22 protein-coding genes are annotated in these 25191 nt (G+C 55.0%); 12 read left to right on the top strand and 10 right to left on the bottom strand.

Features of this window, described 5'->3' with window-relative positions; translation table 11 throughout:
• Window positions 1-80: 80 nt before the first annotated feature.
• The 5 genes from ACKC9G_RS16610 to tkt all read right to left on the bottom strand — a co-directional run bounded on the left by ACKC9G_RS16610 (window position 81) and on the right by tkt (window position 6635).
• On the bottom strand, window positions 81-1052 hold the full coding sequence (locus ACKC9G_RS16610) for an alpha/beta hydrolase (protein WP_411407449.1): 972 nt from the start codon (window positions 1050-1052) through the stop codon (window positions 81-83).
• Window positions 1053-1148: 96 nt separating this feature from the next.
• Window positions 1149-2213, bottom strand: coding sequence for a class II fructose-bisphosphate aldolase (gene fba, locus ACKC9G_RS16605; protein WP_411407447.1), 1065 nt, complete (start codon window positions 2211-2213; stop codon window positions 1149-1151).
• 99 nt (window positions 2214-2312) lie between these two features.
• Window positions 2313-3476, bottom strand: a complete 1164-nt coding sequence (locus ACKC9G_RS16600; RefSeq protein WP_411407445.1) for a phosphoglycerate kinase — start codon at window positions 3474-3476, stop codon at window positions 2313-2315.
• Window positions 3477-3502: 26 nt separating this feature from the next.
• The gene (locus ACKC9G_RS16595) at window positions 3503-4522 is read right to left on the bottom strand and encodes a type I glyceraldehyde-3-phosphate dehydrogenase (protein WP_411407443.1); all 1020 of its coding nucleotides are present in this window, start codon (window positions 4520-4522) and stop codon (window positions 3503-3505) included.
• Window positions 4523-4637: 115 nt separating this feature from the next.
• Window positions 4638-6635 (bottom strand): transketolase, encoded by a 1998-nt coding sequence (tkt, locus tag ACKC9G_RS16590; protein WP_411407441.1) that lies wholly within the window; start codon window positions 6633-6635, stop codon window positions 4638-4640.
• Between the two features lie 277 nt (window positions 6636-6912).
• Here tkt and metK point away from each other — a divergent pair, with 277 nt between their 5' ends.
• Window positions 6913-8103 (top strand): methionine adenosyltransferase, encoded by a 1191-nt coding sequence (metK, locus tag ACKC9G_RS16585; protein WP_411407439.1) that lies wholly within the window; start codon window positions 6913-6915, stop codon window positions 8101-8103.
• A 90-nt stretch (window positions 8104-8193) separates the two neighbouring features.
• Here the strand turns inward: metK and mscL are convergent, their stop codons facing one another.
• Together mscL and ACKC9G_RS16575 are read right to left on the bottom strand one after the other, a co-directional pair.
• The gene (gene mscL, locus ACKC9G_RS16580) at window positions 8194-8676 is read right to left on the bottom strand and encodes a large-conductance mechanosensitive channel protein MscL (protein WP_411407437.1); all 483 of its coding nucleotides are present in this window, start codon (window positions 8674-8676) and stop codon (window positions 8194-8196) included.
• A gap of 135 nt (window positions 8677-8811) precedes the next feature.
• Complete coding sequence (locus ACKC9G_RS16575; RefSeq protein ID WP_411407435.1) at window positions 8812-9741, bottom strand: YdiY family protein; 930 nt, start codon at window positions 9739-9741, stop codon at window positions 8812-8814.
• Window positions 9742-10031: 290 nt separating this feature from the next.
• On the opposite strand from ACKC9G_RS16575, the gene ACKC9G_RS16570 reads away from it, so the two are divergent.
• The 3 genes from ACKC9G_RS16570 (at window position 10032) to ACKC9G_RS16560 (ending at window position 12887) form a co-directional block, all read left to right on the top strand.
• Window positions 10032-10760 carry a 16S rRNA (uracil(1498)-N(3))-methyltransferase gene (locus tag ACKC9G_RS16570; protein WP_411407433.1) on the top strand — a complete coding sequence of 243 codons (729 nt, stop codon included), beginning with the start codon at window positions 10032-10034 and terminating at the stop codon, window positions 10758-10760.
• Window positions 10761-10968: 208 nt separating this feature from the next.
• Complete coding sequence (gene gshB / locus ACKC9G_RS16565; RefSeq protein ID WP_411407431.1) at window positions 10969-11922, top strand: glutathione synthase; 954 nt, start codon at window positions 10969-10971, stop codon at window positions 11920-11922.
• An 8-nt stretch (window positions 11923-11930) separates the two neighbouring features.
• A complete protein-coding gene (locus ACKC9G_RS16560; protein ID WP_411407429.1) occupies window positions 11931-12887 on the top strand; it encodes an energy transducer TonB in 957 nt (318 codons plus the stop codon).
• A gap of 112 nt (window positions 12888-12999) precedes the next feature.
• Here ACKC9G_RS16560 and ACKC9G_RS16555 read toward each other — a convergent pair whose 3' ends face one another.
• The 3 genes from ACKC9G_RS16555 to ACKC9G_RS16545 form a co-directional block, all read right to left on the bottom strand.
• Complete coding sequence (locus tag ACKC9G_RS16555) at window positions 13000-13293, bottom strand: PilZ domain-containing protein (protein WP_411407427.1); 294 nt, start codon at window positions 13291-13293, stop codon at window positions 13000-13002.
• Window positions 13294-13449: 156 nt separating this feature from the next.
• Window positions 13450-14685: a PepSY-associated TM helix domain-containing protein gene (locus ACKC9G_RS16550; RefSeq protein WP_411407425.1), complete on the bottom strand. Its 1236-nt coding sequence runs from the start codon at window positions 14683-14685 to the stop codon at window positions 13450-13452.
• A 152-nt stretch (window positions 14686-14837) separates the two neighbouring features.
• Window positions 14838-16997, bottom strand: coding sequence for a TonB-dependent receptor (locus ACKC9G_RS16545; RefSeq protein ID WP_411407423.1), 2160 nt, complete (start codon window positions 16995-16997; stop codon window positions 14838-14840).
• A gap of 416 nt (window positions 16998-17413) precedes the next feature.
• Between ACKC9G_RS16545 and ACKC9G_RS16540 the strand changes: the two genes are divergently transcribed.
• From ACKC9G_RS16540 to ACKC9G_RS16505, 8 genes are all read left to right on the top strand, one after another.
• Window positions 17414-18001 carry an RBBP9/YdeN family alpha/beta hydrolase gene (locus tag ACKC9G_RS16540; protein WP_411407421.1) on the top strand — a complete coding sequence of 196 codons (588 nt, stop codon included), beginning with the start codon at window positions 17414-17416 and terminating at the stop codon, window positions 17999-18001.
• Between the two features lie 153 nt (window positions 18002-18154).
• Window positions 18155-18460: a hypothetical protein gene (locus ACKC9G_RS16535; RefSeq protein ID WP_411407419.1), complete on the top strand. Its 306-nt coding sequence runs from the start codon at window positions 18155-18157 to the stop codon at window positions 18458-18460.
• Window positions 18461-18788: 328 nt separating this feature from the next.
• Entirely contained in the window at window positions 18789-20375 is a 1587-nt protein-coding gene (locus ACKC9G_RS16530) for an ABC transporter substrate-binding protein (protein ID WP_411407417.1), read from the top strand.
• A gap of 66 nt (window positions 20376-20441) precedes the next feature.
• Entirely contained in the window at window positions 20442-21251 is an 810-nt protein-coding gene (locus ACKC9G_RS16525; protein ID WP_411407415.1) for a class II glutamine amidotransferase, read from the top strand.
• The gene (locus ACKC9G_RS16520) at window positions 21248-22225 is read left to right on the top strand and encodes an ABC transporter permease (RefSeq protein ID WP_411407413.1); all 978 of its coding nucleotides are present in this window, start codon (window positions 21248-21250) and stop codon (window positions 22223-22225) included. The genes ACKC9G_RS16525 and ACKC9G_RS16520 overlap by 4 nt, the downstream gene beginning before the upstream one ends.
• On the top strand, window positions 22222-23106 hold the full coding sequence (locus ACKC9G_RS16515; protein ID WP_411407411.1) for an ABC transporter permease: 885 nt from the start codon (window positions 22222-22224) through the stop codon (window positions 23104-23106). The genes ACKC9G_RS16520 and ACKC9G_RS16515 overlap by 4 nt, the downstream gene beginning before the upstream one ends.
• A gap of 2 nt (window positions 23107-23108) precedes the next feature.
• Window positions 23109-24137: an ABC transporter ATP-binding protein gene (locus tag ACKC9G_RS16510; protein ID WP_411407409.1), complete on the top strand. Its 1029-nt coding sequence runs from the start codon at window positions 23109-23111 to the stop codon at window positions 24135-24137.
• Window positions 24130-25155 (top strand): ABC transporter ATP-binding protein, encoded by a 1026-nt coding sequence (locus ACKC9G_RS16505; protein ID WP_411407407.1) that lies wholly within the window; start codon window positions 24130-24132, stop codon window positions 25153-25155. The genes ACKC9G_RS16510 and ACKC9G_RS16505 overlap by 8 nt, the downstream gene beginning before the upstream one ends.
• Window positions 25156-25191: the final 36 nt, after the last annotated feature.

Genomic DNA, 25191 nt, shown 5'->3' with positions numbered 1-25191 from the left:
TCTTGTTTTTCCCGACTTGGCGGTGCGCCGCGTCGTTCAGTGGGGGCGCATTATAGACCTTTGAATGAGTCCGTCAACCCTTATTCATCGATAAGAGCAACTTTCTTTAACTGCCGTTGCCAATACGCAAGCAGATACGACTCCATAACCGAACGCCACGGTAGCGCCTCATTAATCAAATGATGTCTTGCCCCTTCAACTCGATCTACTTGCGCTTTAGGGAATAAAGACTCAAAACATTGAAGATTTCGCACACCATCGACTGTCTCATCCGCTGTGCCCTGAATAATCTGCACTGGGTAATTTTGCGAAGGCGCATCCAGCATCTGACGGTGCCAGCGGTACATAGCTCCCACCCAACGCACTGACAGGTAATGCGGTTGAAGCGGATCGCAAGTTTCAAGAAACTGATTGAATGCCTCATCATGACTGACTGGCATAAAGACACGCTTAACCCGTCGAAGGAAAGGCCGAAGAAGCCAGTACAGCCGCCTGACCTGCTCAAACCGCCGGATATATAAGAGCGGTGCTAAAGCAGAGACTCCAATAAACGTATTTCGGAATTCAGCTTGGGTTAATAGTCGCTGTAACAGCAAACCGCCTCCAGTACTCAGGCCGATAGCCAGCCAAGGCTCCCTGAACTCCCTTGTTATAGTTGCAAACAGTTCATCCATGAGGCGTTGATAGGTCTCAAAGCTATCAATAGCAGCACGCTCGCCTGATGAAAGGCCATGACCAGGCAGGTCAAAGCTGTGAATACGAAAACCCTGAGAGAGAGCCAACTGATAAAGCGGCCCATATAGCGCCAGATGATCGGTATACCCTGTAACAACAAACAGATTCGCTTTGACTTCGCCAATAGGCGTCCAGCAGCTGCGGTGAATACGGTAGCCCCCTAGCTCCTGATGACCCAGTGCCAGGGTTGCTCCCGTCTCTTCGACCACTTTCTTGAGACCATAGTGCTGCAAATAACTTTGCAATGGCGTTGCAAGCGAATCCACGCTGCAAGGGAAAACAGGAAGTTCGGCATGCAGGTCACTCCATGAACTCACATCAGAATCCTTTATAAATCAGTTATTAATAGCGTCTGGTTCACAGAAATAAAAACGCCCCGAGATCGGGGCGTTAACAAAAAAGCGTTTCAGGATTTAGCGCACTTGCGCATCCAGTTCGCCCTTAATGTAGCGATTGGCCATTGAGTCCAGCGAAATAGGCTTGATGCGTTCAGCCTGACCCGCTGTACCAAAAGCTTCGTAGCGTGCGATGCAGATATCACGCATGGCTTCGATAGTTTTGCTCAGGTATTTACGCGGATCAAATTCACTGGGGTTATGTGCCATGAAACGGCGAATCGCGCCAGTGGAAGCCAGGCGAAGGTCTGTATCAATGTTCACTTTACGAACACCGTACTTGATACCCTCGACAATCTCTTCAACAGGTACGCCATAGGTTTCTGGAATAGCACCACCAAACTCATTGATGATCGCCAGCCAATCCTGAGGAACCGAGGAAGAGCCATGCATAACCAAATGCGTGGTCGGTAAACGCTGGTGAATCGCCTTGATTCGCTCAATCGAAAGAATGTCACCGGTCGGTGGACGGCTAAACTTGTAAGCGCCATGACTGGTACCGATGGCAATCGCCAGCGCATCGACATTCGTCGCTTTAACAAATTGTGCCGCCTCTTCCGGATCCGTCAGCAACTGGCTGTGATCCAGCGTGCCTTCGGCGCCGATACCATCCTCTTCACCGGCCTGACCGGTTTCAAGTGAGCCCAGGCAACCGAGTTCGCCCTCAACGGAAACACCACAGGCGTGAGCCATTTCAACCGTGCGACGGGTAACATCCACGTTGTAGTCGTAGTCTGCGGGTGTTTTACCATCTTCGCGTAGCGAGCCATCCATCATGACGGAGCTAAATCCCATCTGGATAGAGCGCTGACAGACGCTTGGGGAAGTACCATGATCCTGGTGCATAACCACAGGAATATGGGGAAATTCTTCTACCGCCGCCAAAATCAGGTGACGAAGGAAGGGCGCGCCTGCGTACTTACGGGCACCGGCAGAAGCCTGCAAGATAACGGGAGCGCTGGTTTTATCGGCGGCCTCCATGATCGCGCGCACTTGTTCAAGGTTATTCACATTGAACGCAGGTACGCCGTAGCCATGCTCGGCTGCGTGATCAAGCAGTTGCCGCATACTGACAAGAGCCATAATTTTCCTCTCCGGACGTTCGGGTTCGTCCATCAGGTGATCAATTGCCCAAATGTGGGCAGGCTGGGAGCACCAAATTACCCCCAACCCTGAGCCGAATTATCCGGCTCGTTGCTGCAGCATAGCTACAGCGGGCAGCACCTTGCCTTCCACGAATTCGAGGAAAGCACCGCCACCGGTAGAAATATAGGAAACCTGATCGGCAATGCCGTATTTATCGATGGCTGCCAAGGTATCGCCACCACCAGCAATCGAGAAGCCAGAGGACTGGGCAATGGCCATGGATAGCGTCTTGGTACCTTCTCCAAACTGGTCAAATTCGAATACGCCCACAGGGCCATTCCAGAGAATAGTTTGGGAGCACTTCAGCATTTCTGCCAATTTGGCTGCAGTTTTAGGGCCGATATCCAGAATCATCTCATCTTCAGCCACATCATCGACGGACTTCACTACCGCTTCTGCATCAGCAGCAAACGCTGTCGCCACAACGACATCTTCAGGCAAAGGAATCGCGCACTTTTCCATCAGCGCTTTAGCCGTCGGGATCAAATCAGCTTCGTACAGTGACTTACCGACGGGTTTACCTGCGGCCGCCAGGAAGGTATTAGCAATACCGCCACCCACGATCAACTGATCGCAGACATCACTCAATGAGTTAAGCACGTCCAGTTTGGTCGACACCTTGGAGCCACCCACGATGGCAGCCATCGGCTTGGCGGGGTTATCCAGCGCTTTGCCCAGCGCTTCAAGTTCCGCCGCCAGCAGCGGACCTGCACACGCCACCGGAGCAAACTGGCCGACACCATGGGTTGATGCCTGTGCCCGGTGTGCAGTACCGAAGGCATCCATGACATAGATATCGCAAAGCGCTGCCATTTTCTTCGACAGCGCTTCATCGTTCTTACCTTCGCCTTTGTTGAAACGTACGTTCTCAAACAAGACAACACCACCATCGGCCATGGCCGGCACGCCATCCAGCCAGTCACTCACCAGCTTCACTTCTTTACCCAGCAACGTGGACAAATGCTCAGCCACAGGTTTCAGTGAAGAGGCTTCATCGAAAACGCCTTCTTCAGGGCGACCCAGGTGAGACATCAGCATGACTTTGGCACCCTGCTCCATCGCCTGTTTAATAGTGGGCAAGGAGGCTCGAATCCGCGCATCAGAGGTCACTTTACCCTCTTTGACCGGGACATTGAGGTCTTCACGGATGAGCACCCGCTTACCTGCGAGTTCAAGACTGTTCATGGTAATGACATTCATGGGCATTCCTGCTTTTCTTGAGATTGTTATGTCCGGGTCAGCCAGTGGTATGCCACATCGAGCATCCGGTTGGCGTAACCCCACTCATTGTCGAACCAACAAAACATTTTCAACATCCGGTCGCCACTCACTCGGGTCTGAGTGCCATCGATGATGGCGGAGCGACCATCGTGATTAAAATCGACCGAGGCATGGGGCTCCTGGGTAAAGCCCAACAAGCCTTGTAACTCGCCATCACGACTGGCGGCTTCCAACAAGGTGTTCACCTCGGCAGCAGTGACACTCTTATTAAGATTCAGGGTGATATCCATCGCCGACACATTAATGGTCGGCACACGCACTGCCAAGCATTGGAAACGCCCTGACAACTGCGGTAACAGACGATCCAACCCGCGCGCCAGTCCGGTATCCACAGGGATAATAGAGCTAAGGGCGCTTCGGGTCAGACGAAGATTGGTATTGTGATAGGCATCGATCACCGGCTGGTCATTCATGGCCGAGTGAATCGTGGTGGTCACACCACATTCGATTCCGTAAGTGCGCTCCAGTAAATCGAGTACTGGCACTACACAGTTAGTGGTACAGGACGCAGCGGAGACGATCGTATGTTCTGCGCGCAACTGATGCTGATTCACGCCATACACGATCGTGGCATCCACTTCCGCAGAGGCAGGCTGGCTAAAGAGCAATCGTGCCGCGCCCGCTTTCAGATGCTGCTCGGCCGCTTCACGCTCAGTGAAGGTACCGGAACACTCCAAAACCAGATCAATACCGAGACTTTTCCAGGGCAAGGCTTCAGGCGTCGGCGCATTCACAACCTTGATACGATCCCGCCCGACACAGAGATAATCCTCTTCATGACGGACTTCTAACGGAAAACGCCCGTGGGTCGTGTCATAACGGGTCAAATACGCGACCGTTTCAATATCAGAAAGCTCATTGAGCGCAACCACTTCAAACTGATCGCGATAGCCGCTTTCATACAACGCCCGTAGCACGGACTGACCAATTCGACCGTATCCATTGATGGCAATACGAAATGCCATAGCCTTTTACCTTACGCAGTCTTCAGTACTTCTCGAGGCTGATAAGTCAGCACTCTGACAGCAAGAGGTTGTGAATAAAAAAAGGGGCTCGCAAGCCCCTTTTTACCTGTGGGCCTTAGCCCAGCACCGACTTCGCGGTAGCAACCACGTTGTCGACGGTAAAGCCGAAGTGCTTGAACAACTCACCGGCTGGCGCAGATTCACCAAAGGTGGTCATGCCAACGATTTTGCCATTCAGGCCAACGTACTTGTACCAGAAGTCTGCATGCGCAGCTTCGACCGCGACACGGGCCGTCACAGAAGCGGGCAAAACAGATTCGCGATAGGCAGCATCCTGCTCATCAAAGGCATCGGTACAAGGCAGGGAAACGACACGTACCTGCTTACCTTCTGCACTGATTTGCTCGGCAGCTTTCACTGCCAGCTCAACTTCAGAGCCCGTGGCCATCAGGATCAGATCCGGCGTGCCATTGCAATCCACCAGCACATAGCCACCTTTGGCAATGTTGGCGACCTGTTCAGCAGAGCGAGGCATGTGCTGCAAGTTCTGACGAGAGAACACCAGCGCACTTGGGCCATTCACACGAATAATCGCTTCTTTCCAGGACACCGCAGATTCTACGGTATCGCAAGGGCGCCAAACGTGCAGGTTCGGGGTATGACGCATGTTCGCCAGCTGTTCGATGGGCTGGTGAGTCGGGCCATCTTCACCCAGACCGATGGAGTCATGGGTATAAACGAAGATGTTACGGATCTTCATCAGCGCAGCCATACGTACGGCGTTACGCGCATATTCCATGAAGGTCAGGAAGGTGGCACCGTAAGGAACAAAGCCGCCGTGCAGCGTCAGACCATTCATGATGGCGCTCATGCCAAACTCACGCACACCGTAGTGCAGGTAGTTACCGCTGGCGTCTTCTGGAGTGATGCTCTTGGAGAACTTGTTGAACGTCAGGTTGGAAGGCGCCAGGTCCGCAGAACCGCCCAGCAGCTCAGGCAGTTTTTCAGCAAAGGCATTCAGCGTGTTCTGAGATGCTTTACGAGAAGCGATGGTCTCGCCTTTCTCCTGCAAAGACTGGATGTAGGCATCTGCATCCGCCACGAAGCTCTCTGGCAGATCACCAGTGCTACGACGGATCAGCTCTGCAGCCAGCTCAGGATGAGCCGCCTGATAACGGGATAGCAGGTCATTCCACTGGTTTTCCAGCTTGCTGCCTTTGTCGGCGGCGTTCCAGCCTGCGTAAATATCTTCAGGTACCACAAACTCAGGGTAGTTCCAGCCCAGCGCTTCACGAGTCGCCTGAACTTCATCCTTACCCAGCGCCGCACCGTGACACTCTTCTTTGCCCTGCTTGTTGGGTGAACCAAAACCGATGATGGTTTTGCAGCAGATCAGCGTCGGCTTGTCGGTGGTCGACTTGGCAGCGTCAACGGCAGCCTTGATGGCTTCAGCATCATGGCCATCAACACCGGCAATCACATGCCAGCCATAGGATTCAAAACGCTTGGCCGTGTCATCGGTAAACCAGCCTTCGACTTCACCGTCGATGGAAATACCGTTGTCATCGTAGAAAGCGATCAGTTTACCCAGACCCAAGGTACCTGCCAGAGAGCAAACCTCGTGAGAGATACCTTCCATCATGCAGCCATCGCCCATGAAGGTGTAGGTGTAGTGGTCAACGATGTCGAAACCGTCGCGGTTGAACTGCGCGGCCAACACTTTCTCAGCCGTCGCCATACCCACGGCATTCGCAATACCCTGACCCAGTGGGCCGGTAGTGGTTTCAACACCTGGGCAATAACCGTATTCGGGATGTCCGGCAGTTTTAGAGTGCAACTGACGGAAGTTTTTCAGATCTTCAATACCAACATCATAGCCAGAGAGGTGCAACAGGCTGTAGATAAGCATTGAGCCGTGACCGTTGGACAGTACAAAGCGGTCGCGGTTGAACCAGTGCGGATTGGAAGGATTGTGGTGAAGGTAGTCATTCCACAGAACTTCGGCAATATCAGCCATACCCATTGGTGCACCGGGATGGCCAGAATTTGCTTTCTGCACAGCATCCATACTCAATGCACGGATAGCGTTGGCAAGCTCTCGACGAGAAGGCATTATCAGTCTCCTGGATAAGTTGCATTAACCCGTGTTTCGAAGGTCGACATTCTCCCTTCTCAATTCGGACTGTGCAACGTTTGGCATGCAACAGCTAAACAAAAACTTCGAAAAGCTGTAAAAAATTGTTTTTTTATAGTCCTCGCATGGGAATCACCCCATGCTGACGTTATAATCCGCCTTTCCGCCCAAGCGGCGGTACCTCCACGGCCCGCAAGGCCCGTAATTAAGTCACTGCTCCCGCTTGGGAGTACTCAATTATGAGGCTTATCTCACAATGAGCAATTATTCCATCTTCACATCCGAGTCCGTTTCCGAAGGTCATCCCGATAAAATCGCGGACCAGATCTCCGATGCTGTTCTGGATGCGATCATCAGCCAAGACAAATACGCCCGTGTTGCTTGCGAAACCCTGGTAAAAACCGGTGTGGCTATTGTTGCTGGTGAAATCTCCACCTCTGCCTGGGTCGATCTTGAAGACCTGGTGCGTAAAGTCATTCTGGATATCGGCTATACCTCTTCGGATGTAGGTTTTGATGGCGCCACCTGCGGCATCATGAACATCATCGGCAAGCAGTCTGTTGATATTGCCCAGGGCGTTGACCGCAGCAAGCCTGAAGATCAGGGTGCTGGCGACCAGGGTCTGATGTTTGGCTATGCCAGCAACGAGACCAGCGTTCTGATGCCTGCGCCTATTTGCTATGCCCACCGTCTGGTTGAGCGTCAGGCAGAAGCGCGCAAGTCCGGCCTGCTGCCTTGGCTGCGTCCTGATGCGAAAAGTCAGGTCACTTTCCGTTACGACAACGGCAAGGTAGCGGGTATCGATGCAGTTGTTCTGTCCACTCAGCACAACCCGGACGTCAAGCAGAGCGATCTGCGTGAAGCCGTTATGGAGCTGATCGTTAAGCACACTCTGCCTGCAGAATGGATCACCAAAGACACCCAGTTCCACATCAATCCGACCGGCCAGTTCATCATCGGCGGCCCTGTAGGTGACTGTGGTCTGACCGGCCGCAAGATCATCGTAGACACCTACGGCGGCATGGCTCGTCACGGCGGTGGCGCCTTCTCTGGCAAGGATCCTTCCAAGGTTGACCGCTCTGCGGCTTACGCTGGCCGTTACGTGGCGAAAAACATCGTCGCAGCAGGCCTGGCGGATCAGTGCGAAATCCAGGTTTCCTATGCGATTGGTGTGGCACAGCCCACTTCCATCTCCATCAACACCTTCGGCACCGGCAAAATCTCCGAAGCGCGCCTGATCGAGCTGGTACGTCGTCACTTTGACCTGCGTCCTTACGCGATCACCACCATGCTGGATCTGCTGCACCCGATGTATCAGGCCACAGCGGCGTACGGCCACTTCGGCCGTGATCCTTATGAGATGACCGTTAACGGTGAAACCTTCCTGGCATTCCCCTGGGAGAAAACCGATAAGGCTGAAGCCCTGCGTGCAGACGCTGGCCTGTAAGGCTGCCTGACGACTATCACATCATTCGACAGTCAAAAAAATACCCCGCTCAGGCGGGGTATTTTTGTTTTCGCGCTACGGCCAAAACCCTTAACTTGCTGCTTGGGCCAACTCTGAAGTACAGCAAGGGCAGCGAGTTGCCTTGATAGGAATTTCGCTAAAGCAGAAATCACAGCTCTTGGTTGTCGGTGCCTTTTCCGGTTCTGGTTCTGGCTCTGCCTTCTTTTTCTCCTGTAGACGGTTTACCGCTTTAATAAGCATAAAGAGAGCAAAGGCCATGATAGTAAAGCTGATCAGCGAATTCAGAAACAGACCGATATTCAGAGTGACTGCACCCGCTTCTTTCGCGGCGGCCAGTGTCGGATAGTCAGCGCCTTCGATCGCAGGTTTCAGCGTAATGAAAAGATCGCTGAAATCGACATTCCCTAGCAGCAGCCCCAATGGCGGCATCAGAATATCTGCCACCATACTTTTGACGATGGTGGTAAACGCACCACCGATCACAATCCCCACGGCCATATCGACCACATTGCCGCGCAGGGCAAACTTCTTAAACTCTTCAACGATTGCCATCGAACAGATTCTCCTTGGCTCATCCTTGGGAGGGCATCACCCCGCTAACAGACACACTATAGCGGCCTGAATCACAGGATTCAGCCTCCTGATTCCAACATAACCTTTCAGCAACGGTGATTTACGATGAAGTCACTACTTAAAGGTATAGACCAGTGTGACCGAACTTTGTGTATCGGTCTTTTTGATCCCCGGGTCCACTTCCGAGTTGTAATCCACGGTAAACGCCGTTTTCAGTGCAAGAGCGCTGTAGATATTCACCTTCAGCGCCGTTTCAGAATGCACACGACTGTTTTCGGAGCTATCCAGCGCCCAGTCCGTACTCAGGTTCTGTGAGAATTGTGCGGTTGGGCTGAGTTTGTATTTATAGTTGAGCGAGGCGCGGACGAGGGCAAATCCGGCGCTTGCGCCATCGTCTTTTTCATTGAAACCGAAACCGGGACCGGCACTGAGGTCCAACGTTTGGTCTTCTGTGGATATCCAGCGGCGGGTATAACCACCGGCAACCGTACCCTGATAGTCATAACCGCTAAATCGGTCTTGCTCATAAGAGCTATAGAGAAAGGCGGAGGTTCGGCGCTGGTCCACGTTACCGGTGGGATGCAGCAGGTAGTTGCCCTGCCCGGAGAGGAAAAGCCGCTGACCGGTGGTGTTGTAGACATGATCACCATCATCACCGTCGGTACGGTCACGACTGTAATAGGCATCCAGATTGAATTCGTTACGCCAGCGCGCCAATTCCTGGTTGATGGTAATGGCACCTTTGGCTGAAGCGTTATTGGTGTTCCCCGTGTTCAGGATCATGCCGAGTTCAGCATCAATCTTCAGAGGAGGCTCGGGCTTAGCAGGCTTTGCCGGCTTCTTTACTTTGACAGGCTTGGCCGCACTGGTGGCGGTTGCATCACTCGTTGAGGTGCCGGTTGCTGCAGTTTGCGTTGAGGATGTTCCGTTCGTGGTGGCAGTTGACGAACTGGTCGATGTCCCGCTCTCAGCAAAGGCAGAGCCTGTAGCACCAAGGCTAATGAGTGCAAGGCCGCCTGTCAGAATCGCAGCCCGATAGGTCATAGTGGGGTTCTCCTGGGTCACTTCATTAAGTCAGCCTTTAAGGCCAATTTGAGGATTCTTCAATCGTAACTATCATCTCTGATGTCAGATGTGGCTGCATTTTCATTCTGTTTCCCCCTTCTTCGACTTCCTTCCCAGATAGTCTCCATTCGCAAAAATTCCTGCATTCGGAAGCATTTGTAACAACGTCAGAGACTCTGGCTGGCGCTTCCCCTGTGGTAGGATGACCCTCCCAGCGCAAGCGCTGTTCTCAGTAACCTGTTCACTGGCTTGAAAAGTTATTTCTGACCATGCGTATACCCCGAATTTACCAGGCTGATGCCGTTCGTCCCGGACAAGAACTTGAGCTGGACGCCATGGCCTTTCAACACAGTGTGAAAGCCCTGCGAATGCAGCCCGGCCAGCGCATCGATATCTTCAACGGTGTACTTAAAGGGTATTTTGAAGGCACGCTGAATGAAGTCAGCAAGCGTCATGCAACGGTACAACTGCAGCAGTTTCGCGCCCATGAAAATGAGTCGCCGCTGCACGTGCACATAGGCCAGACTTTATCGCGCGGCGAACGCATGGATTACGCCGTGCAAAAGGCCACCGAGACCGGCATGAATGTGATGACGCCACTCTACAGCGAGCGCTGCGAAGTCAAATTGCAGGGCGACCGAACTGACAAGCGTCTGCAGCATTGGCAACAGGTGGCCATTAGTGCCTGCGAGCAATGCATTCGCCCTGTAGTCCCGGCTATTCAGGCCCCTGAACCCCTGAGCGACTGGCTAAAAAGCGTCGATGCCGAGCTCAAACTCGTGCTGCATCATCGCTCGAGCGTCGCCCTGCAAAGCCTGCCCAAGCCTGCCTCGATTGCGCTGCTTATCGGCCCGGAAGGCGGACTGACGGAAGATGAAATCGCACAGGCGGAAGCCGCCGGTTTTCAGTCTGTGACGATGGGACCGCGTGTTCTGAGAACGGAAACAGCCCCCGTCGTTGCGCTGAGCCTGTGTCAGATGCTCTGGGGAGATTTCTGATTCGACTGCATTTGCGGATAAAAACACACTGGAACTTTGCATTTGCCCGATTCGTCACCATCTTCAAGGCGCGTTTCATACCGGAAGCTTAGGGTTACCAAGACCCTGAAAAGTTCGACCCATTTCACCGGGATTCTGCACCAAGACGCAGCCCGAAACAGCGAGCCCTCACCTGGGGCGACGCTGCACACCTGATCAGGAGACAGGTATGGCAACCATTAATGTCGGCGTTGTGATGGACCCCATTCAGGCCATCAACTACAAGAAAGACTCCTCACTGGCCATGCTGGTCGCGGCCCAGTCCCGCGGCTGGAACCTGTTCTATATGGAGCAGAAGGATCTGTACTCCCGCGACGGTCAGGCCATGGCCGTAATGCAGCCCCTCAAGGTCGCCTATGATCCTGAAAACTGGTATGAGCTGAGCGCTGCCGAACACCGTCCGCTGTCGGATATGAACGTCATTCTGATGCGCAAGGATCCGCCTTTTGATAACGAGTTCATTTACAGCACCTACCTGCTGGAAGACGCCGAGCGCCGCGGCACGCTGATTGTGAATAAGCCACAAAGCCTGCGTGACTGTAACGAGAAAGTGTTTGCCACCCAGTTTCCTGAACTGACTCCACCCGTGCTGGTCAGCCGCCGTGCGGACCTGTTAAAAGCCTTCCTTGGCGAGCATGAGGATGTGATCTACAAGCCACTGGATGGCATGGGTGGCAGCATGATCTTCCGTGTCCGCGCCGGCGACCCCAACCTGAATGTGATTCTGGAAACCCTGACCGACTTTGGTACCCAGCAGATCATGGCACAGCGTTATATTCCGGAAATTGTGGATGGGGATAAACGCATCCTGATGATTGATGGCAAGCCTGTGGATTATTGCCTGGCGCGCATTCCCAGTCAGGGTGAAACCCGTGGCAACCTGGCGGCCGGTGGTCGTGGTGAAGCCCGCCCTCTCACGGCTCGCGACCGTGAGATTGCAGAGCGTGTTGGTCCGATTCTCAAGGAAAAAGGCCTGATCTTTGTCGGACTTGATGTCATCGGTGACTACCTGACCGAAATCAACGTCACCAGTCCGACCTGCATCCGTGAAATCAACGATCAGTTCAATCTGGATATCGGCGGTATGCTGATGGATGCCATTGCCGAGAAGATCGGAGCCTGAAGCCGACCATGACGACCGCTGTGCCAAACGCGCCTGCGCGCGACAGCCGCCTGATGAAGGCCGTGCTATTGGCACTGGTCGTCCATGGAGTGGTATTGCTCGGCCTCGGCTTTGATTTTCCCAAACCGGCGCGAACAACCCAGAATGCCCTGGATGTCACGCTGGCCAGCTACGACGACAAGCAGGCCCCTGAAAAAGCGGACTACATTGCCCAAAGCAATCAAACGGGCAGTGGTGAACAGAAAGAAAAAGCGCGCCTTACGACTACCGAGCGCGCTCGCTTTACCGACGACAAGATCAACGATCTGGCAGCGCAGCAGCCGGAATCCTCGTCGCAACAATCGCCAGAGCCGGTGACGCCGACAACCACTCCCCCCAAAGAAACCATCACCAAAGAAAAAGCGGTGGCGAAAGAGCCCCCCAAGAAAAAGGTGGTAACGACCACCTCCAAACAGCCTAAGGCCATCAAGGAAACTCCAAAGAAGCCCACTGCCCAGCCTAGTGCCAAAGCCGCAACACATCCGGAAGGCATGTCACTGACAGCCCGCAGTCTGGAGATTGCCAGCATGGAAGCCTCGCTGGATATGATGCGTCAGGAATATGCCAAACGTCCGCGCAAGCGCACGCTGAACTCCAACTCCACCCAGCGCAGTGAAGATGCCTTTTACCTGAATGCCTGGAAGGACAAGATTCAGCAGGTCGGCAACATGAATTATCCGGAAGTTTCACGCAAGGAAGGCATCTATGGCCGTTTGCGGATGATGGTTACCCTGCGCCCGGATGGCAGTGTGATCAGCATCAAATTGCTCGAATCCTCCGGCCACAAGGCACTGGATGATGCGGCGAAACGTATCGTGCATCTGGCGGCACCTTTTGCGCCCTTCCCTCCCAAAATGCGCTCAGAAGTGGACGAGCTGGAAATCATCCGCACCTGGACCTTTGAGCGGGACCGCACCTTATTCTGAGGCGGCCACGCCCCCTGAACTAAGACAATAAAAGCCGGTGAGACAATAAAAAAAGCCGGTACATCGCTGCCCGGTTTTTTTCATAGTGGCGATCAACTATCGCCAACGCCACCTAGTTCATCTGGGTGATTTCAATCCCGATCTGATAATCACCGGGACCACTCTGCTCACAGCGAATGACTTTGCCTTCGGCCTGAAGAGGCGGCACACCATTGTTTTGTGAGGACAGTTTGGCCTGAACCACTTCACCGACTGCCAGCGGCTCGCCAAGCGAAATACCGAGGCCTGTGGCACTGAGATCCTGACAGATACCGATCACCGGCACCGGGCTACCGGCCCTGCGCAGACTGACTTCGGCGTTAATCATCATGCGGTAAAAGTTGCGTCGATCATCATGCCCAATCACCGTGGCACTCCTCCTGTCATTCTCATCCGTGGCCGCTGAAGACCTGTGGTATTCATCATCCTTATCCGGCCAGTATAGCGCCCTGAGCCCGCATCACCCACTCAACTTTGGCACCAGAACGCTTCAATACTTTGCGACAGAGCACACCCATACAGATCAGCCCGCCTTGCTGATAACAGGCCGCCGATGCCCAGCCTTTTTCGTCGGCCTGGTGCGTTTTTTCCACCAGATAATGATGCCGGTGATGACCAGTGCCGAAATCAGCACGCCCATGACTGACATCAGCACCCGCCCGGCAAAGCCCAGAATACGCCCGGAATGAACCGGCAACTGCAGCTGCACAAACACATCAGCCGCCGTGCCTTTCCAGGGGACACGCGTCCCGAGGATTTCGGCATCATTGGCATCGAAGTAGACCCAGCGGGTTTGCATGCCGTTATCAAAAGGCGCATCGCCACCAAAACCCACCCCATAAATCCGCCAGCCAGGCACATAGAACACATGACTGGCGACCATCTCCCAGTGGTGCGCATCACCGTATTGCTGGCCGACGTTTACCGCCTGAGCAAAATCCAGTGCGGGCTTGTGCTGCTTGATCAGGCTCACGGGTTGGCGCTCGATAAAGGGGTCTGGAGTCAGGGTTGAGACAGCTTCCAGCGCCGGTCGAAAGACTTCCCGGTATAAATTCAGGGACATGGAGGTAAAGGCGATCAGCAGCAGAATGACAAAACACCACAACCCGACCGCCAGATGCAGGCTGTAGTTCAGACGAAAACGGCTGGCCGAGAATTTCACTTTCCAGGCAGGTGCCCAGCGGGTGGCATAACTTCGGCCACTGGCACTGCGTCGCGGCGGAAGCGTCAGGTAAGCCGCCAGAAAGGTGTCAAAAAACCAGACCATCGCCGCCGCGCCCATCACCCATTTGCCCCAACGATCGATGCCCCAGAAGCTGGGTAATTGCAGCGAGTAATGCAGCTTGTAGATAAAGGGCATGAGATGGCGACGATCCAGACTGACCGCCTCACTGTTACGGGTACCTATCACCTTTCCCGTGACGGGGTTAACGAAGACCTGATTGAAACCGACCTCAAAACGCTTGCCAGTCATGGGATTAAGTCGCGGACGAATGTAATACACCAGACTGTGTCCCGCCTCCGCCGCCAGCGGAAAGAAGGTCGGCATAATGCGGTTATCCCATTCAGGCAGCGTTTCAGCCAGCGCCAATGGCGACTGCAGCGAGCCTTGGCTATCCACCCGAAAAAGGTCGGCATTCAGCCATTCATCCAGCTCGTGATCCCAGGAAATGAAAATGCCGGTGATGCTGGCCACCAGCAAAAACAGCGCTGATGACAACCCCAGCCAACGATGCAAACGTCCGCACAGTGCACGCATAACCTGCAATGACTTCCTACTTCCAACGCCAGCACTGATGACCTTACTCCGTGGCGCTCAGTGGGCAGAAAAAAATGCGGGTAACAGCTGTGACCCTGTTACCCGTGCAGCGCCCGGCACACCGGGCGTATGTCAGAGAAGAATAGCGGTGATCAGAACTCGGTTGATACCGAGAAACGCACTTCACGCGGCGCACCCTGTGTCAGGTAGCCACCCGTTGCGGAAGCCCAGTAGTCTTCATCCGTGACGTTTTTCACGTTGGCACGGAAGGTCACCTGCTGGTCAGCCACGCGGGTTTCATAGCTGGCGCCCAGGTCCAGTCGCGTCCAGGGGTCCAGCTCCAGGTTGTTGGCCTGATCCAGATACTGGGAACCGGTACGAATCACCTTACCGTTAACCGACAAACCGTCCACTGCGGCGATCTTATAGTCACCACCTACCACGAAGCGATACTCAGGCACACCTACGGCATCATTGCCTTCGATGGACGAATCGACGGTGTCACGCACTTCCGGGTCCATAAAGGTCGCGCTGGCGAAGACGCTCAAGGCAGGCATTGGCTGGGCATGGGCGCTCAGCTCAAGGCCACGGTTACGCTGTTCGCCGTAGTAGCTGTTGCTGTTGATGGTCGACACCGGTTTTTCGATCTGGAACAGGGCCACACTGGCGCCGTAGTTCTCACGCTCGAACTTCACACCGATCTCATTCTGCTTGGACTCATAGGGCGACAGCTGACGCGTCACACCACCGACATTGAGGGTATCACCCTGCTGCAAGCCCTGAATGTGGTTGGCATACACCGACACACCGTCAACAGGCTTGAAGACCACGCCGTAGACCGGCGACAGGACTTCATCGTTATAACCGGTCGCTTCCACCCACTGCTGACGCGCTCCCAGAGTAACCAGCAGGCGGTCATCCATAAAGCCCAGGGTGTCAGATAAAGAAATACCGTCCATCTGGGTACGGGAAGTAATGGCCGGGTTATTCATGTTACCGCTGGCGTACAGCGTCGCCGGATAGGCAACGTTAGTATTCGGGTTATAGATATTCGTCGTCGAACCTGAGCCAGACATGGTGTAGGCGCTGCCGGAACGGTTCACAAAACCGGAGTAGGCCAGATTCACCTGATGAGAAATGTCGCCGGTCAGGAAGTTGCCACGCACGCCTGCAGTGGTCGACACCGTGTAGGAGCGATAAGGCACAGACAGTCGGTAAAGCGTGCTGTCGCCATTGCTGCTGGAGAGTGTTGGAGAGGAGTAGTCGCCGTACTCGCGGTTTTTGTTGCCACCAATGGCACCGTAAGCGGTCCACTGATCATTCAGGTCAAACTCACCACGCAGTAAGGCAAAGGTGGTTTCCGTATGGGAGTTCACCCAGTCCGGGCTGTAGTTGGTATCAGAATCCGGCGCATCGGGCAGCGATGTGGCCGTAGTGCCCAGACCGTTATAGACCACCGAGCGGCCGCCATCAGTGGCATAGCGCTGGTAACCCAGATCCAGAGAGCCACGCACCCGCTCACCCTTGTAATCGAGCCCGGCAACCAGGGCATCGGTATCCGTTTCTTCGTTATCGACAGCGGTATCGCCCTTACGCTTGAGGCCGCTGACACGAATCCCCCAGCGATCTGCTTCGCCAAATCGGCGGGAAACGTCGGCACTCAGACCTGCCTGACCGTCCGCTGCGTAATCCAGAGTAATTTTATTCAGAGGTTTGTCGCCGGCATGCTTGGGTTCAAGGTTGACCGAGCCACCGATGCCCGAACCACCGGGAGAGACACCATTCAGAAAAGCACTCGCCCCTTTTAGCAGCTCGACACGACCCAGCAGTTCAGTCGAGACCATCTGGCGCGGCAGTACGCCGTAAACACCGCCGTAAGTGATGTCATCGTTATAAAGCGGCATACCACGGATCACGAAAGTCTCGGCATAGTTACCGTAGCCAGCACCGACGGAAACAGAAGCATCGTTTTCAAGCACTTCCGCCACCGATTGCGCCTGCTGCTGCTCGATAAGCTGTTCAGTAAAACCGGTAACGCTAAAAGGGACGTTCTCCGCTTTCTGCTCGCCCAGCACACCCAAACGCCCACCACTGGCAATCTGACCGCCAGCGTAGGCTTCCGGCAGCGCATTCACGCCCTGCAGAGCATCGCCTTCAATATTCAGCGTGGGAAGTACCAGTGCATCGCTACTGGAAGAGGTTTCAGCCAGAGCCTGGCCGGAGAGCAATAAAGGTAGGGTAACCCAGGCGGAACTAAGCAGGACTCCCCCGAGCCGTGAGGCAGGACGCGAACAGCCAGACGCGGACTTCATACTGAATACAACTCCTAATCTAAATAAGAATAATAAAGATTCAATAAATTGCGGATAAAAGCCCGCCTCCTGCATGCCCCTATCCGCAATTATTGTTTCCCTGTCCAGACGGACATCCGGTCCTCCGCGTTCCTCCTGAATCACGGCATTCCGGCGGTGCAATACCTATCGTTCGCTCAACATCCAACAGTGATACGATGCAACAGATTGCAAATATTTATGATAATCGTTCTCATTCGATTTAAAAACCCCTGTTCAGCTATTTCTTGGCCTCAACATTGGGTCGTCGCCCTTCGGGCCGGTGCAGAGGTTGTATCCTTAGAAGAAAAAACAATTGGAATCGAATAACGAAATTAAAAATAATAACTATTAGATATATAAGATTCGGCGATTACAGGCGCAGGCGAGGACACCCGATGCACTATCTGATTCTCCCCGGCTACCGGGGTTCAGGCCCACATCACTGGCAAAGTCACTGGCAGGAGCGCCTGGCATCTCAACCCCATACCACGGTAAGCCGTCTGGAGGTCGAAGATTGGGATCAGCCGACGCCCCAACACTGGCTGGCACAGTTTGAGATGGCCCTGTCGGCGGTTTCCGGCCCGGTGATCGTCATTGCCCATAGTCTTGGCTGTATTTTGCTCAATCACGCCTTGCGTCAGATATCACTGCGTAATCGCGAAAAACTGCAGGGAGCGCTGCTGGTTGCCCCTTCCGATGTGGAGCGTGATAACGCTCCTCGTCCACTGAAGGCCTTCGCTCCTATCAGGCCCGAGCCACTGCCTTTCCCGACGCTGGTTATCAGCGCCGATAATGACTATGCCGCCACGCCTGAGCGCTGCCAGTGGCTGGTCCGGCAATGGCAGGCTGAACATGTGCTGATCCCCAGCGCCGGTCATATCAATACCCATGCCGGGTACCGCAAGTGGAATACCGGGCTGGGTTACCTTGCGGCTCTGAATGAACGCGTTCGCCAGAGCCAATCCATCCCCTGCGCCTGCTGAAAACCGATTCGTTTCAGTTACCGACAAAAGACTGGAAGCCCGGAACTCAGCCGCTATACTGGGCGACGCGATAGCCCCTGAGTGGGGCTGAAGACAGGCTCGGGCGATATATTGCCTGAGAGAGCAGATCGTTCATTGCTGATCAGGACACCCATGAAAGCTTCCTCTCCTTTCCTTGCCGGAACCGCAGGGCTTTGCCTTCTGACCGGACTACTGGCCACCAATCTCCATGCTGAAGAGAGCTCGGCACTGAGCACCTTGCAGCAACAATCACCGTTGATGGCACTGATCAGCAAGCAGGTCGCTGCCCGCTGCAATCAGGACCTGAGCGCAATTGATCAAACCTGGCTGGATGCCGTCACCGGCTCAGAGGGTGCCAGCAAGGCAGAACAGGCGTTACGTGAAGACAAACCTGATCGCTACCAGACCGCTCTTGAGTCCATCGCCTGCCCGCAATAAGTCGCTGGTTTTTCAAGAGCAAAACCCCGATATAACTGAAAGAATGTCAGCTGGATTGCTGACATTCTTCACATTCAGAACTTACCCACGACCAACCCGAAGGCATTTGTCTCTGAGCATTGTCATACCCGGAGCACATGGTTAAGGTAGGATGTTAACTGGCTGATGGTGCCCTCCATTGGCCGGCGCCGGCAGCAGCCCTGCGCCCTGATCTCTGCTGGAAACGAAAAATGGCCCGTCAGGATGACGCTTGGGGCATGGAGCCTGGGCAGTAAAGTGTCATCTCGAGCGGTGCCAGAAGGAACTCTGTCCCACAAGGAATCTTCTGATGACGCGACGCCCCACTCCGTTTCTACGCCACTCGCTGGCTTTCGCCCTGAGTACTGCTCTGTTAGGTGCTTCTGCCTCTGTACTGGCAGCCGACCTGAAAGTTGGTCTGGCTTCTGAAGTCACCTCCATGGACCCCCACTTTGCCAATATCGCGCCCAATATCGCGATGTCTCACCACATCTTCGAGACACTGGTGACAGTGAATCCCGAAGGCCAGTTGGTGCCTTGTCTGGCGACCTCCTGGAAAGCCATCAGCCCCACCGTGTGGGAGTTCAAGCTGCGTGATGGCGTGACCTTCTCGGATGGCACGCCCCTGACCGCGGCCGATGTGGTTTACTCCCTTGAGCGCCCCGCGACCATCCTTAACAGCCCTGGCCCCTTTACCTCCGCGACCAAGCATATCGTCAAGATGGAAGCGGTCGATGATCACACCGTACATCTCACCACCTCCGAGCCTTATGGCCCGCTGGGGCTGGATATCAGCGATATCTTCATTGTCTCCAAGAAAGCCACTGAAGGCCTGACCACCGAGGATTTCAATGCCGGCAAAGGTGTGATTGGTACCGGACCCTATAAGCTCGACAGCTTCCAGAAAGGTGAAACCATTGAGCTGACCCGCAATGACAGCTATTGGGGCGACAAGCCGGAATGGGAACACGTTACTTTCCGTATTCTGCCTTCCAGCGCCCCACGCCTGAGTGCCCTGCTCTCTGGCAACGTCGACATGATCGAAAGCGTACCGCCCGCCGATCTGGCGCGTCTGAAAACGGACAAGAACATCACCATCGCCCAGCACACCACCTGGCGTACCCTGTTCTGGCAGATGGATCAGTTCCGCGACAAGTCCCCGGACATTACCGATGCCGAAGGCAAGCCGCTGGATAAGAATCCGCTGAAAGATGTGCGGGTACGTAAAGCCATGTCCATGGCGATCAACCGTCAGGCGCTGGCCGAGCGCACGCTGGAAGGTCTTGGCGTTCCTGCCTCCAACATCAATGCCCCCGGCATCTTCGGCTACAACGATGACATCAAGGTCGAGAAATACGACCCGGAAGGTGCCAAGAAACTGCTGGCTGAAGCAGGCTATCCTCACGGTTTCGGGATCACCCTGCACGGTCCTGCCGGCCGCTATATCAACGATGAACAGGTCGCGCAGACCGTGGCACAATTCCTCAACCGCGTAGGTATCAAGGCCAAGGTGGTGACAGAGCCTGTCTCGGTCTACTTCGGCCATGCTCGTGCCCATGACTACAGTATGGCTTTGCTGGGTTGGGGCTCACTGGCCGCAGACTTCACGCTACGAAGCATCGTGGGCACGCCTAATACCGAGACCGGCTTTGGAAGCTGGAACTGGGGTGAGTACAGCAACCCTGAAGTCGACAAACTGGTCGAGGAGTCACTCTCCTCCGTGGATAACGACAAGCGCTCCGAACTGGCCCAGAAAGCCGTCGGCGTCGCCATGCGCGACTACGCTGTGATTCCATCGCACCACCAGCTGGCGACCTGGGCACTGCGCAAGGGTCTGGATTATCCGGGCCGCGTGGATGAGTTCACTTACGCCTTTGAAGTTCATAGCGACAAGTAAGACGTCGCCGTGCGCCCCGGACCATGGGAGGTCCGGGGTATTTGCTTACCGGGGAAAGACATCACAATGTGTCAGTTGCTAGGAATGAACTGTCAGGAACCAGCCAGCATCCGCTTTGCCTTTGAAGGCTTTAGTGCCCGCGGCGGATGGACGGATGAACACGCTGACGGCTGGGGTATCGCCTTCTTCGAGGAGGGCGGCTGTCGTTTATATCTGGACCACCAGCCAGCGTCAGTCTCGCCGGTAGCGCAACTGATCAAGGACTATCCTATCAAATCCTCGACGGTGATTGCTCACATTCGCAAAGCCACCTACGGCGAGGTCAAGCTGCGCAACTGTCATCCTTTTATGCGGGAGCTGTGGGGCAAGTACTGGATTTTCTGCCATAACGGCGATCTGCATGACTATCACCCCAAACTCAATGACCGCTTCACCCCCGTGGGAGAAACCGACAGCGAGCGCGCCTTCTGCTATGTAATGCAAAACCTGCTGGAGCGCTTCCCCAACGCCTCCAAAGACCGACTGCCCGAAGCCGCTGAGCTGCATGACGTACTCACCGAACTCTGTGGCGAGATCCGTGCCTTTGGCAACTTCAATTGCCTGCTCTCCAATGGTGAGCTGTTGTTTGCCCACTGCTCAACCAATCTGGCCTACGTTCAGCGCCAGTATCCTTTTCCCAGGGCGACCCTGATCGACTGCGAAATGAGCATGGACCTGAGCACCCTGAATTCCGAACACGACCGCATGATTCTGATTGCCACCCAACCGCTGACATCGGATGAAAACTGGCACGCCTTCACGCCGGGCCAGGCGATTACCTTCCAGCACGGCGCCGTTCAGCATCACAGTGTCAGCATGAGGGCAGCAGAACCATGATTCTGTTTATCCTTCGCCGCAGTCTGCAGACCGTCAATGTGCTGTTTATCATGTCACTGCTGGTATTCGCCGGGGTCTACGCGATTGGTAACCCGCTGGACATGCTGATTGATCCTTTGGCGAATCAGGCAGATATCGACCGTATCGCCCAGTCACTGGGGCTCGATCAGCCACTTTATGTGCAGTACTGGCGCTTTCTCTGTAATGCCGTCCAGGGTGATCTTGGCTTTTCCTTCGCTCATGGCGTACCGGCCATGGATCTGATCATGCAGAAGTTTCCTGCAACGCTGGAACTGGCGGTGGTGGCGCTGCTGATTGCCCTGATATTGGGTATTCCACTCGGTCTCTGGGCTGGTCTCAAACCGGATAGCGCCAGTGGCCGAACCATTATGGCGGGCTCGATTCTCGGTTTCTCGCTGCCCACCTTCTGGGTCGGCGTGCTGCTGATCATGTTCTTTTCCATCGAGCTTGCCTGGCTACCATCAGGTGGGCGAGGCCCGGTGGAAGACGTCTTTGGCATTCCACTATCGATTACCAGCATTGAGGGCTGGAAACATATTCTGATGCCAGCAGCCAACCTCGCACTGTTCAAACTCTCACTGGTGATACGTCTGACTCGCACCGGCACTCGCGAAGCACTGCTGCAGGACTATGTGAAATTCGCCCGCGCCAAAGGACTTCGCAACCACCGTATCGTCGGCGTGCATGTTCTGAAAAACATCATGATCCCGATTGTGACGGTGACCGGTATGGAGTTTGGCTCGTTAATCGCTTTCTCAGTGGTGACCGAATCCATCTTCGCCTGGCCCGGCATGGGCAAGCTGCTGCTGGACTCCATCACTCAGCTTGACCGACCCGTGGTGGTCGCGTATCTGCTGCTGATTGTGCTGCTCTATACCCTGATCAACCTGATTGTCGATCTGCTCTATGCGGCACTCGACCCTCGCGTCCGGCTTAACGGAGGTCAGGTATGAAGCGCTCACAAATGACCGGCCGTTTTATTCGCAATTTTGCCAAAAGCAAGATTGCACTGGTGGGGCTGCTGCTTCTGGTAATGATCATCATCGCCGCGGTATTTGCACCCTGGCTGGCGCCACAGAATCCCTATGACCTGATGCAACTCGACATTATGGATTCACGCATGCCGCCGGGTTCGGTGAGCGAAAGTAGTGGCATGACGTATATTCTCGGCACTGATGAGCAGGGCCGGGATATGTACTCCGCCATCCTCTACGGCCTTCGAATCAGTGTGATTGTCGGCGTCAGCTCTACCGTGCTGGCCCTGCTGATCGGCATGACAGTTGGCCTGATCGCCGGCTACTTCGGCGGAAGACTGGAAACGGTGATCATGCGGATTGCTGATATTCAGCTCTCTTTCCCCTCGATCCTGACCGCCATGATTCTGCTGGCACTCTTTGGGCAGGGCACCGGCAAAATCATCATCGCGCTGGTGGCTTCCCAGTGGGCTTACTATGCCCGCACCACCCGCAGTGCGGCACTGGTTGAACACAAGAAGGAATACATTGAGGCAGCACGGTTACTGGGCCTCTCCACTCCCCGGATTCTGATGCGCCACCTGCTACCCAACTGCCTGCCACCTCTCATTATTGTGGCGGCTCTTCAGGTCGCTGCGGCCATTTCTCTTGAGGCCACGCTGTCTTTCCTTGGCCTTGGCCTGCCGGTGACCGAACCCTCTCTGGGCCTGCTGATCTCCAATGGTTTTCAGTATCTCTACTCCGGCCGCTACTGGATTAGCCTCTTTCCTGGTATCGCACTGCTGCTGACAATTATTGCCATCAATCTGGTGGCGGATCAGCTGCGTGATGTCCTGAACCCCCGACTACAGAGACAGTGAGCATGAGCCAACATCCCTCGCCCGTGCTGGCCGTCGAGCATCTGACCACCGCCTTTCGCAGCCGCGAAGGCATCGCCCTGCCCGTTAATGATGTCAGCCTGACGCTGCAGCCTGGCGAGATTCTGGGGCTGGTTGGGGAGTCCGGTTCAGGCAAGTCCATGACCGGTTTCTCATTAATGGGTCTGGTCGATGATCCCGGCCAGATCACCAGCGGGCGCATCATGTTCAAGGGGGAAGACTTACGTTTTTACTCCGAACGCCAGTGGCGAAAGCTGCGGGGCAACCGCATCGCCATGATCTTTCAGGATCCAATGATGACCCTGAATCCGGTGCTGCGTATTGATACCCAAATGATCGAAACCGTACTGGCGCACCGCCGTATCAGCCGCAAGGCTGCCCGCGCCCGGGCGCTAGAAGCACTAATGCGCGTTGGTATTCCGGCAGCGGATGAGCGTTTAAAGTCCTATCCGCACCAACTCTCCGGTGGTATGCGACAGCGTGTCGCCATTGCCATCGCGCTATTGAATGAACCGGATCTGATCATCGCCGATGAACCGACCACAGCGCTGGATGTGACGATTCAGGCGCAAATCCTGTTCGAAATTCAAAAGCTCTGTCGGGATGCCGGCACCGCGCTGATCTGGATCACCCACGACCTTTCCGTGGTGGCAGGCCTCGCGGATCGAGTGTGCGTCATGTATGCAGGGCGCATTGTTGAGCAAGGCATCACCCGCGATGTGCTTGAGTTTCCGGCCCATCCCTACACTCAGGGCTTGCTGGACTCAACACCCGCAGCGGCAGAAGCCCGTGGCCATGCCCGTGGCGAAGCGCTACTACAGATTCCCGGCAGTACACCTTCCCTGCTGAATCTGCCCAATGGCTGCAGTTTCCGTAACCGTTGCAGCCGGGCAGATGAGCGCTGCTCCCAGCCGCCTCCCACGCAGGAACTGGCACCACTTCATCAGGCACGTTGTTTCTACCCGGTCGTCAGTTTCCCTGCGGCCCCTGCCAAGGAGTCTCTGGATGTCTGATGCACAACAGACACCGCTGTTGTCCCTGCAGCAGATCAGCAAAAGTTTTGGCCCGCGCCCGGACTGGATTGAGCGTCTGGGCCAGAAGCTCAATCTGTTAGCGCCAGCACCACGTGTGCATGCGCTGGATCAGGCCAGTGTCGATATTTTCAAGGGCGAAGTCGTGGGCCTGGTCGGTGAGTCCGGCTGTGGAAAATCCACCCTCGGTCGCATTGCAGCCGGCCTTTATGGCGCGGATGAGGGACGTATTCTCTGGAAAGGCGAGGATTTGTCTCACCTGACGCCCGAGCAGCGCCGCCAGCGCAGACTGGGGATTCAGATGATTTTTCAGGACCCTTATGCCTCGCTGAATCCACGTCTTCGTGTCCGTGACCTGATTGGGGAAGCCCCCGTCGTGCATGGCTTGGTGAAGGCCGCCGAACGTCACGACTTTGTCGCCCGCATGCTGGATCAGGTCGGTCTCGACCCCAGCATGGCGGATCGCTATCCACATCAGTTTTCCGGTGGTCAACGCGCTCGTATCGGTATCGCCCGCGCTCTGGCGGTGAACCCGGAGTTTCTGATCTGCGATGAATCTGTCGCAGCCCTGGATGTCTCCATTCAGGCTCAGGTACTGAATCTCTTTATAAAGCTGCGTCATGAACTGAACCTGACCTATCTGTTTATCAGTCATGACCTGAGCGTGGTACAGCATGTGTCTGACCGTGTGGTCATCATGTATTTGGGCCGAATTGTAGAAAGCGCGCCGGTGGATGAGCTCTTCTTTCACGCGAACCACCCTTACACTCAGGCGCTACTGGCCGAGGCACCGAGCCTTAAAGTGGAAAAGAAACGCTATCTGGCGATCAAGGGAGAGATCCCCTCACCTCTTGATCCGCCGAGCGGCTGCCATTTTCATCCTCGCTGCCCCCACGCCGGGCCACGCTGCAAAGCTGAAGCTCCTGCGCTTAAAGAAGTGGCTCCCGGACATATCGCCGCCTGTCACCTCAATGACCTTCAAGGCGTCGAGATCGCCTGAACGGCGGAGCACACAGACGATGAACGAGAACCGGCG

The sequence above is a fragment of the Pokkaliibacter sp. CJK22405 genome (assembly GCF_046614695.1).
GTDB lineage: Bacteria > Pseudomonadota > Gammaproteobacteria > Pseudomonadales > Balneatricaceae > Pokkaliibacter.
The sequence above is the reverse complement of the archived record's forward strand: the minus strand, read 5'-3'. Positions and strand labels throughout refer to the sequence as shown.

Coding starts and splice junctions, on each gene's coding strand:
- ACKC9G_RS16595 (WP_411407443.1), bottom strand. CDS start 4,522: ATGGCATTTCGTATTGCCATCAATGGATACGGTCGAATTGGTCAGTCC.
- tkt (WP_411407441.1), bottom strand. CDS start 6,635: ATGCCTTCTCGTCGAGAGCTTGCCAACGCTATCCGTGCATTGAGTATG.
- fba (WP_411407447.1), bottom strand. CDS start 2,213: ATGGCTCTTGTCAGTATGCGGCAACTGCTTGATCACGCAGCCGAGCAT.
- ACKC9G_RS16545 (WP_411407423.1), bottom strand. CDS start 16,997: ATGAAGTCCGCGTCTGGCTGTTCGCGTCCTGCCTCACGGCTCGGGGGA.
- ACKC9G_RS16520 (WP_411407413.1), top strand. CDS start 21,248: ATGATTCTGTTTATCCTTCGCCGCAGTCTGCAGACCGTCAATGTGCTG.
- ACKC9G_RS16540 (WP_411407421.1), top strand. CDS start 17,414: ATGCACTATCTGATTCTCCCCGGCTACCGGGGTTCAGGCCCACATCAC.
- ACKC9G_RS16515 (WP_411407411.1), top strand. CDS start 22,222: ATGAAGCGCTCACAAATGACCGGCCGTTTTATTCGCAATTTTGCCAAA.
- ACKC9G_RS16550 (WP_411407425.1), bottom strand. CDS start 14,685: ATGCGTGCACTGTGCGGACGTTTGCATCGTTGGCTGGGGTTGTCATCA.
- ACKC9G_RS16570 (WP_411407433.1), top strand. CDS start 10,032: ATGCGTATACCCCGAATTTACCAGGCTGATGCCGTTCGTCCCGGACAA.
- ACKC9G_RS16505 (WP_411407407.1), top strand. CDS start 24,130: ATGTCTGATGCACAACAGACACCGCTGTTGTCCCTGCAGCAGATCAGC.
- ACKC9G_RS16600 (WP_411407445.1), bottom strand. CDS start 3,476: ATGAATGTCATTACCATGAACAGTCTTGAACTCGCAGGTAAGCGGGTG.
- ACKC9G_RS16525 (WP_411407415.1), top strand. CDS start 20,442: ATGTGTCAGTTGCTAGGAATGAACTGTCAGGAACCAGCCAGCATCCGC.
- mscL (WP_411407437.1), bottom strand. CDS start 8,676: ATGGCAATCGTTGAAGAGTTTAAGAAGTTTGCCCTGCGCGGCAATGTG.
- metK (WP_411407439.1), top strand. CDS start 6,913: ATGAGCAATTATTCCATCTTCACATCCGAGTCCGTTTCCGAAGGTCAT.
- ACKC9G_RS16530 (WP_411407417.1), top strand. CDS start 18,789: ATGACGCGACGCCCCACTCCGTTTCTACGCCACTCGCTGGCTTTCGCC.
- ACKC9G_RS16535 (WP_411407419.1), top strand. CDS start 18,155: ATGAAAGCTTCCTCTCCTTTCCTTGCCGGAACCGCAGGGCTTTGCCTT.
- gshB (WP_411407431.1), top strand. CDS start 10,969: ATGGCAACCATTAATGTCGGCGTTGTGATGGACCCCATTCAGGCCATC.
- ACKC9G_RS16560 (WP_411407429.1), top strand. CDS start 11,931: ATGACGACCGCTGTGCCAAACGCGCCTGCGCGCGACAGCCGCCTGATG.
- ACKC9G_RS16510 (WP_411407409.1), top strand. CDS start 23,109: ATGAGCCAACATCCCTCGCCCGTGCTGGCCGTCGAGCATCTGACCACC.
- ACKC9G_RS16575 (WP_411407435.1), bottom strand. CDS start 9,741: ATGACCTATCGGGCTGCGATTCTGACAGGCGGCCTTGCACTCATTAGC.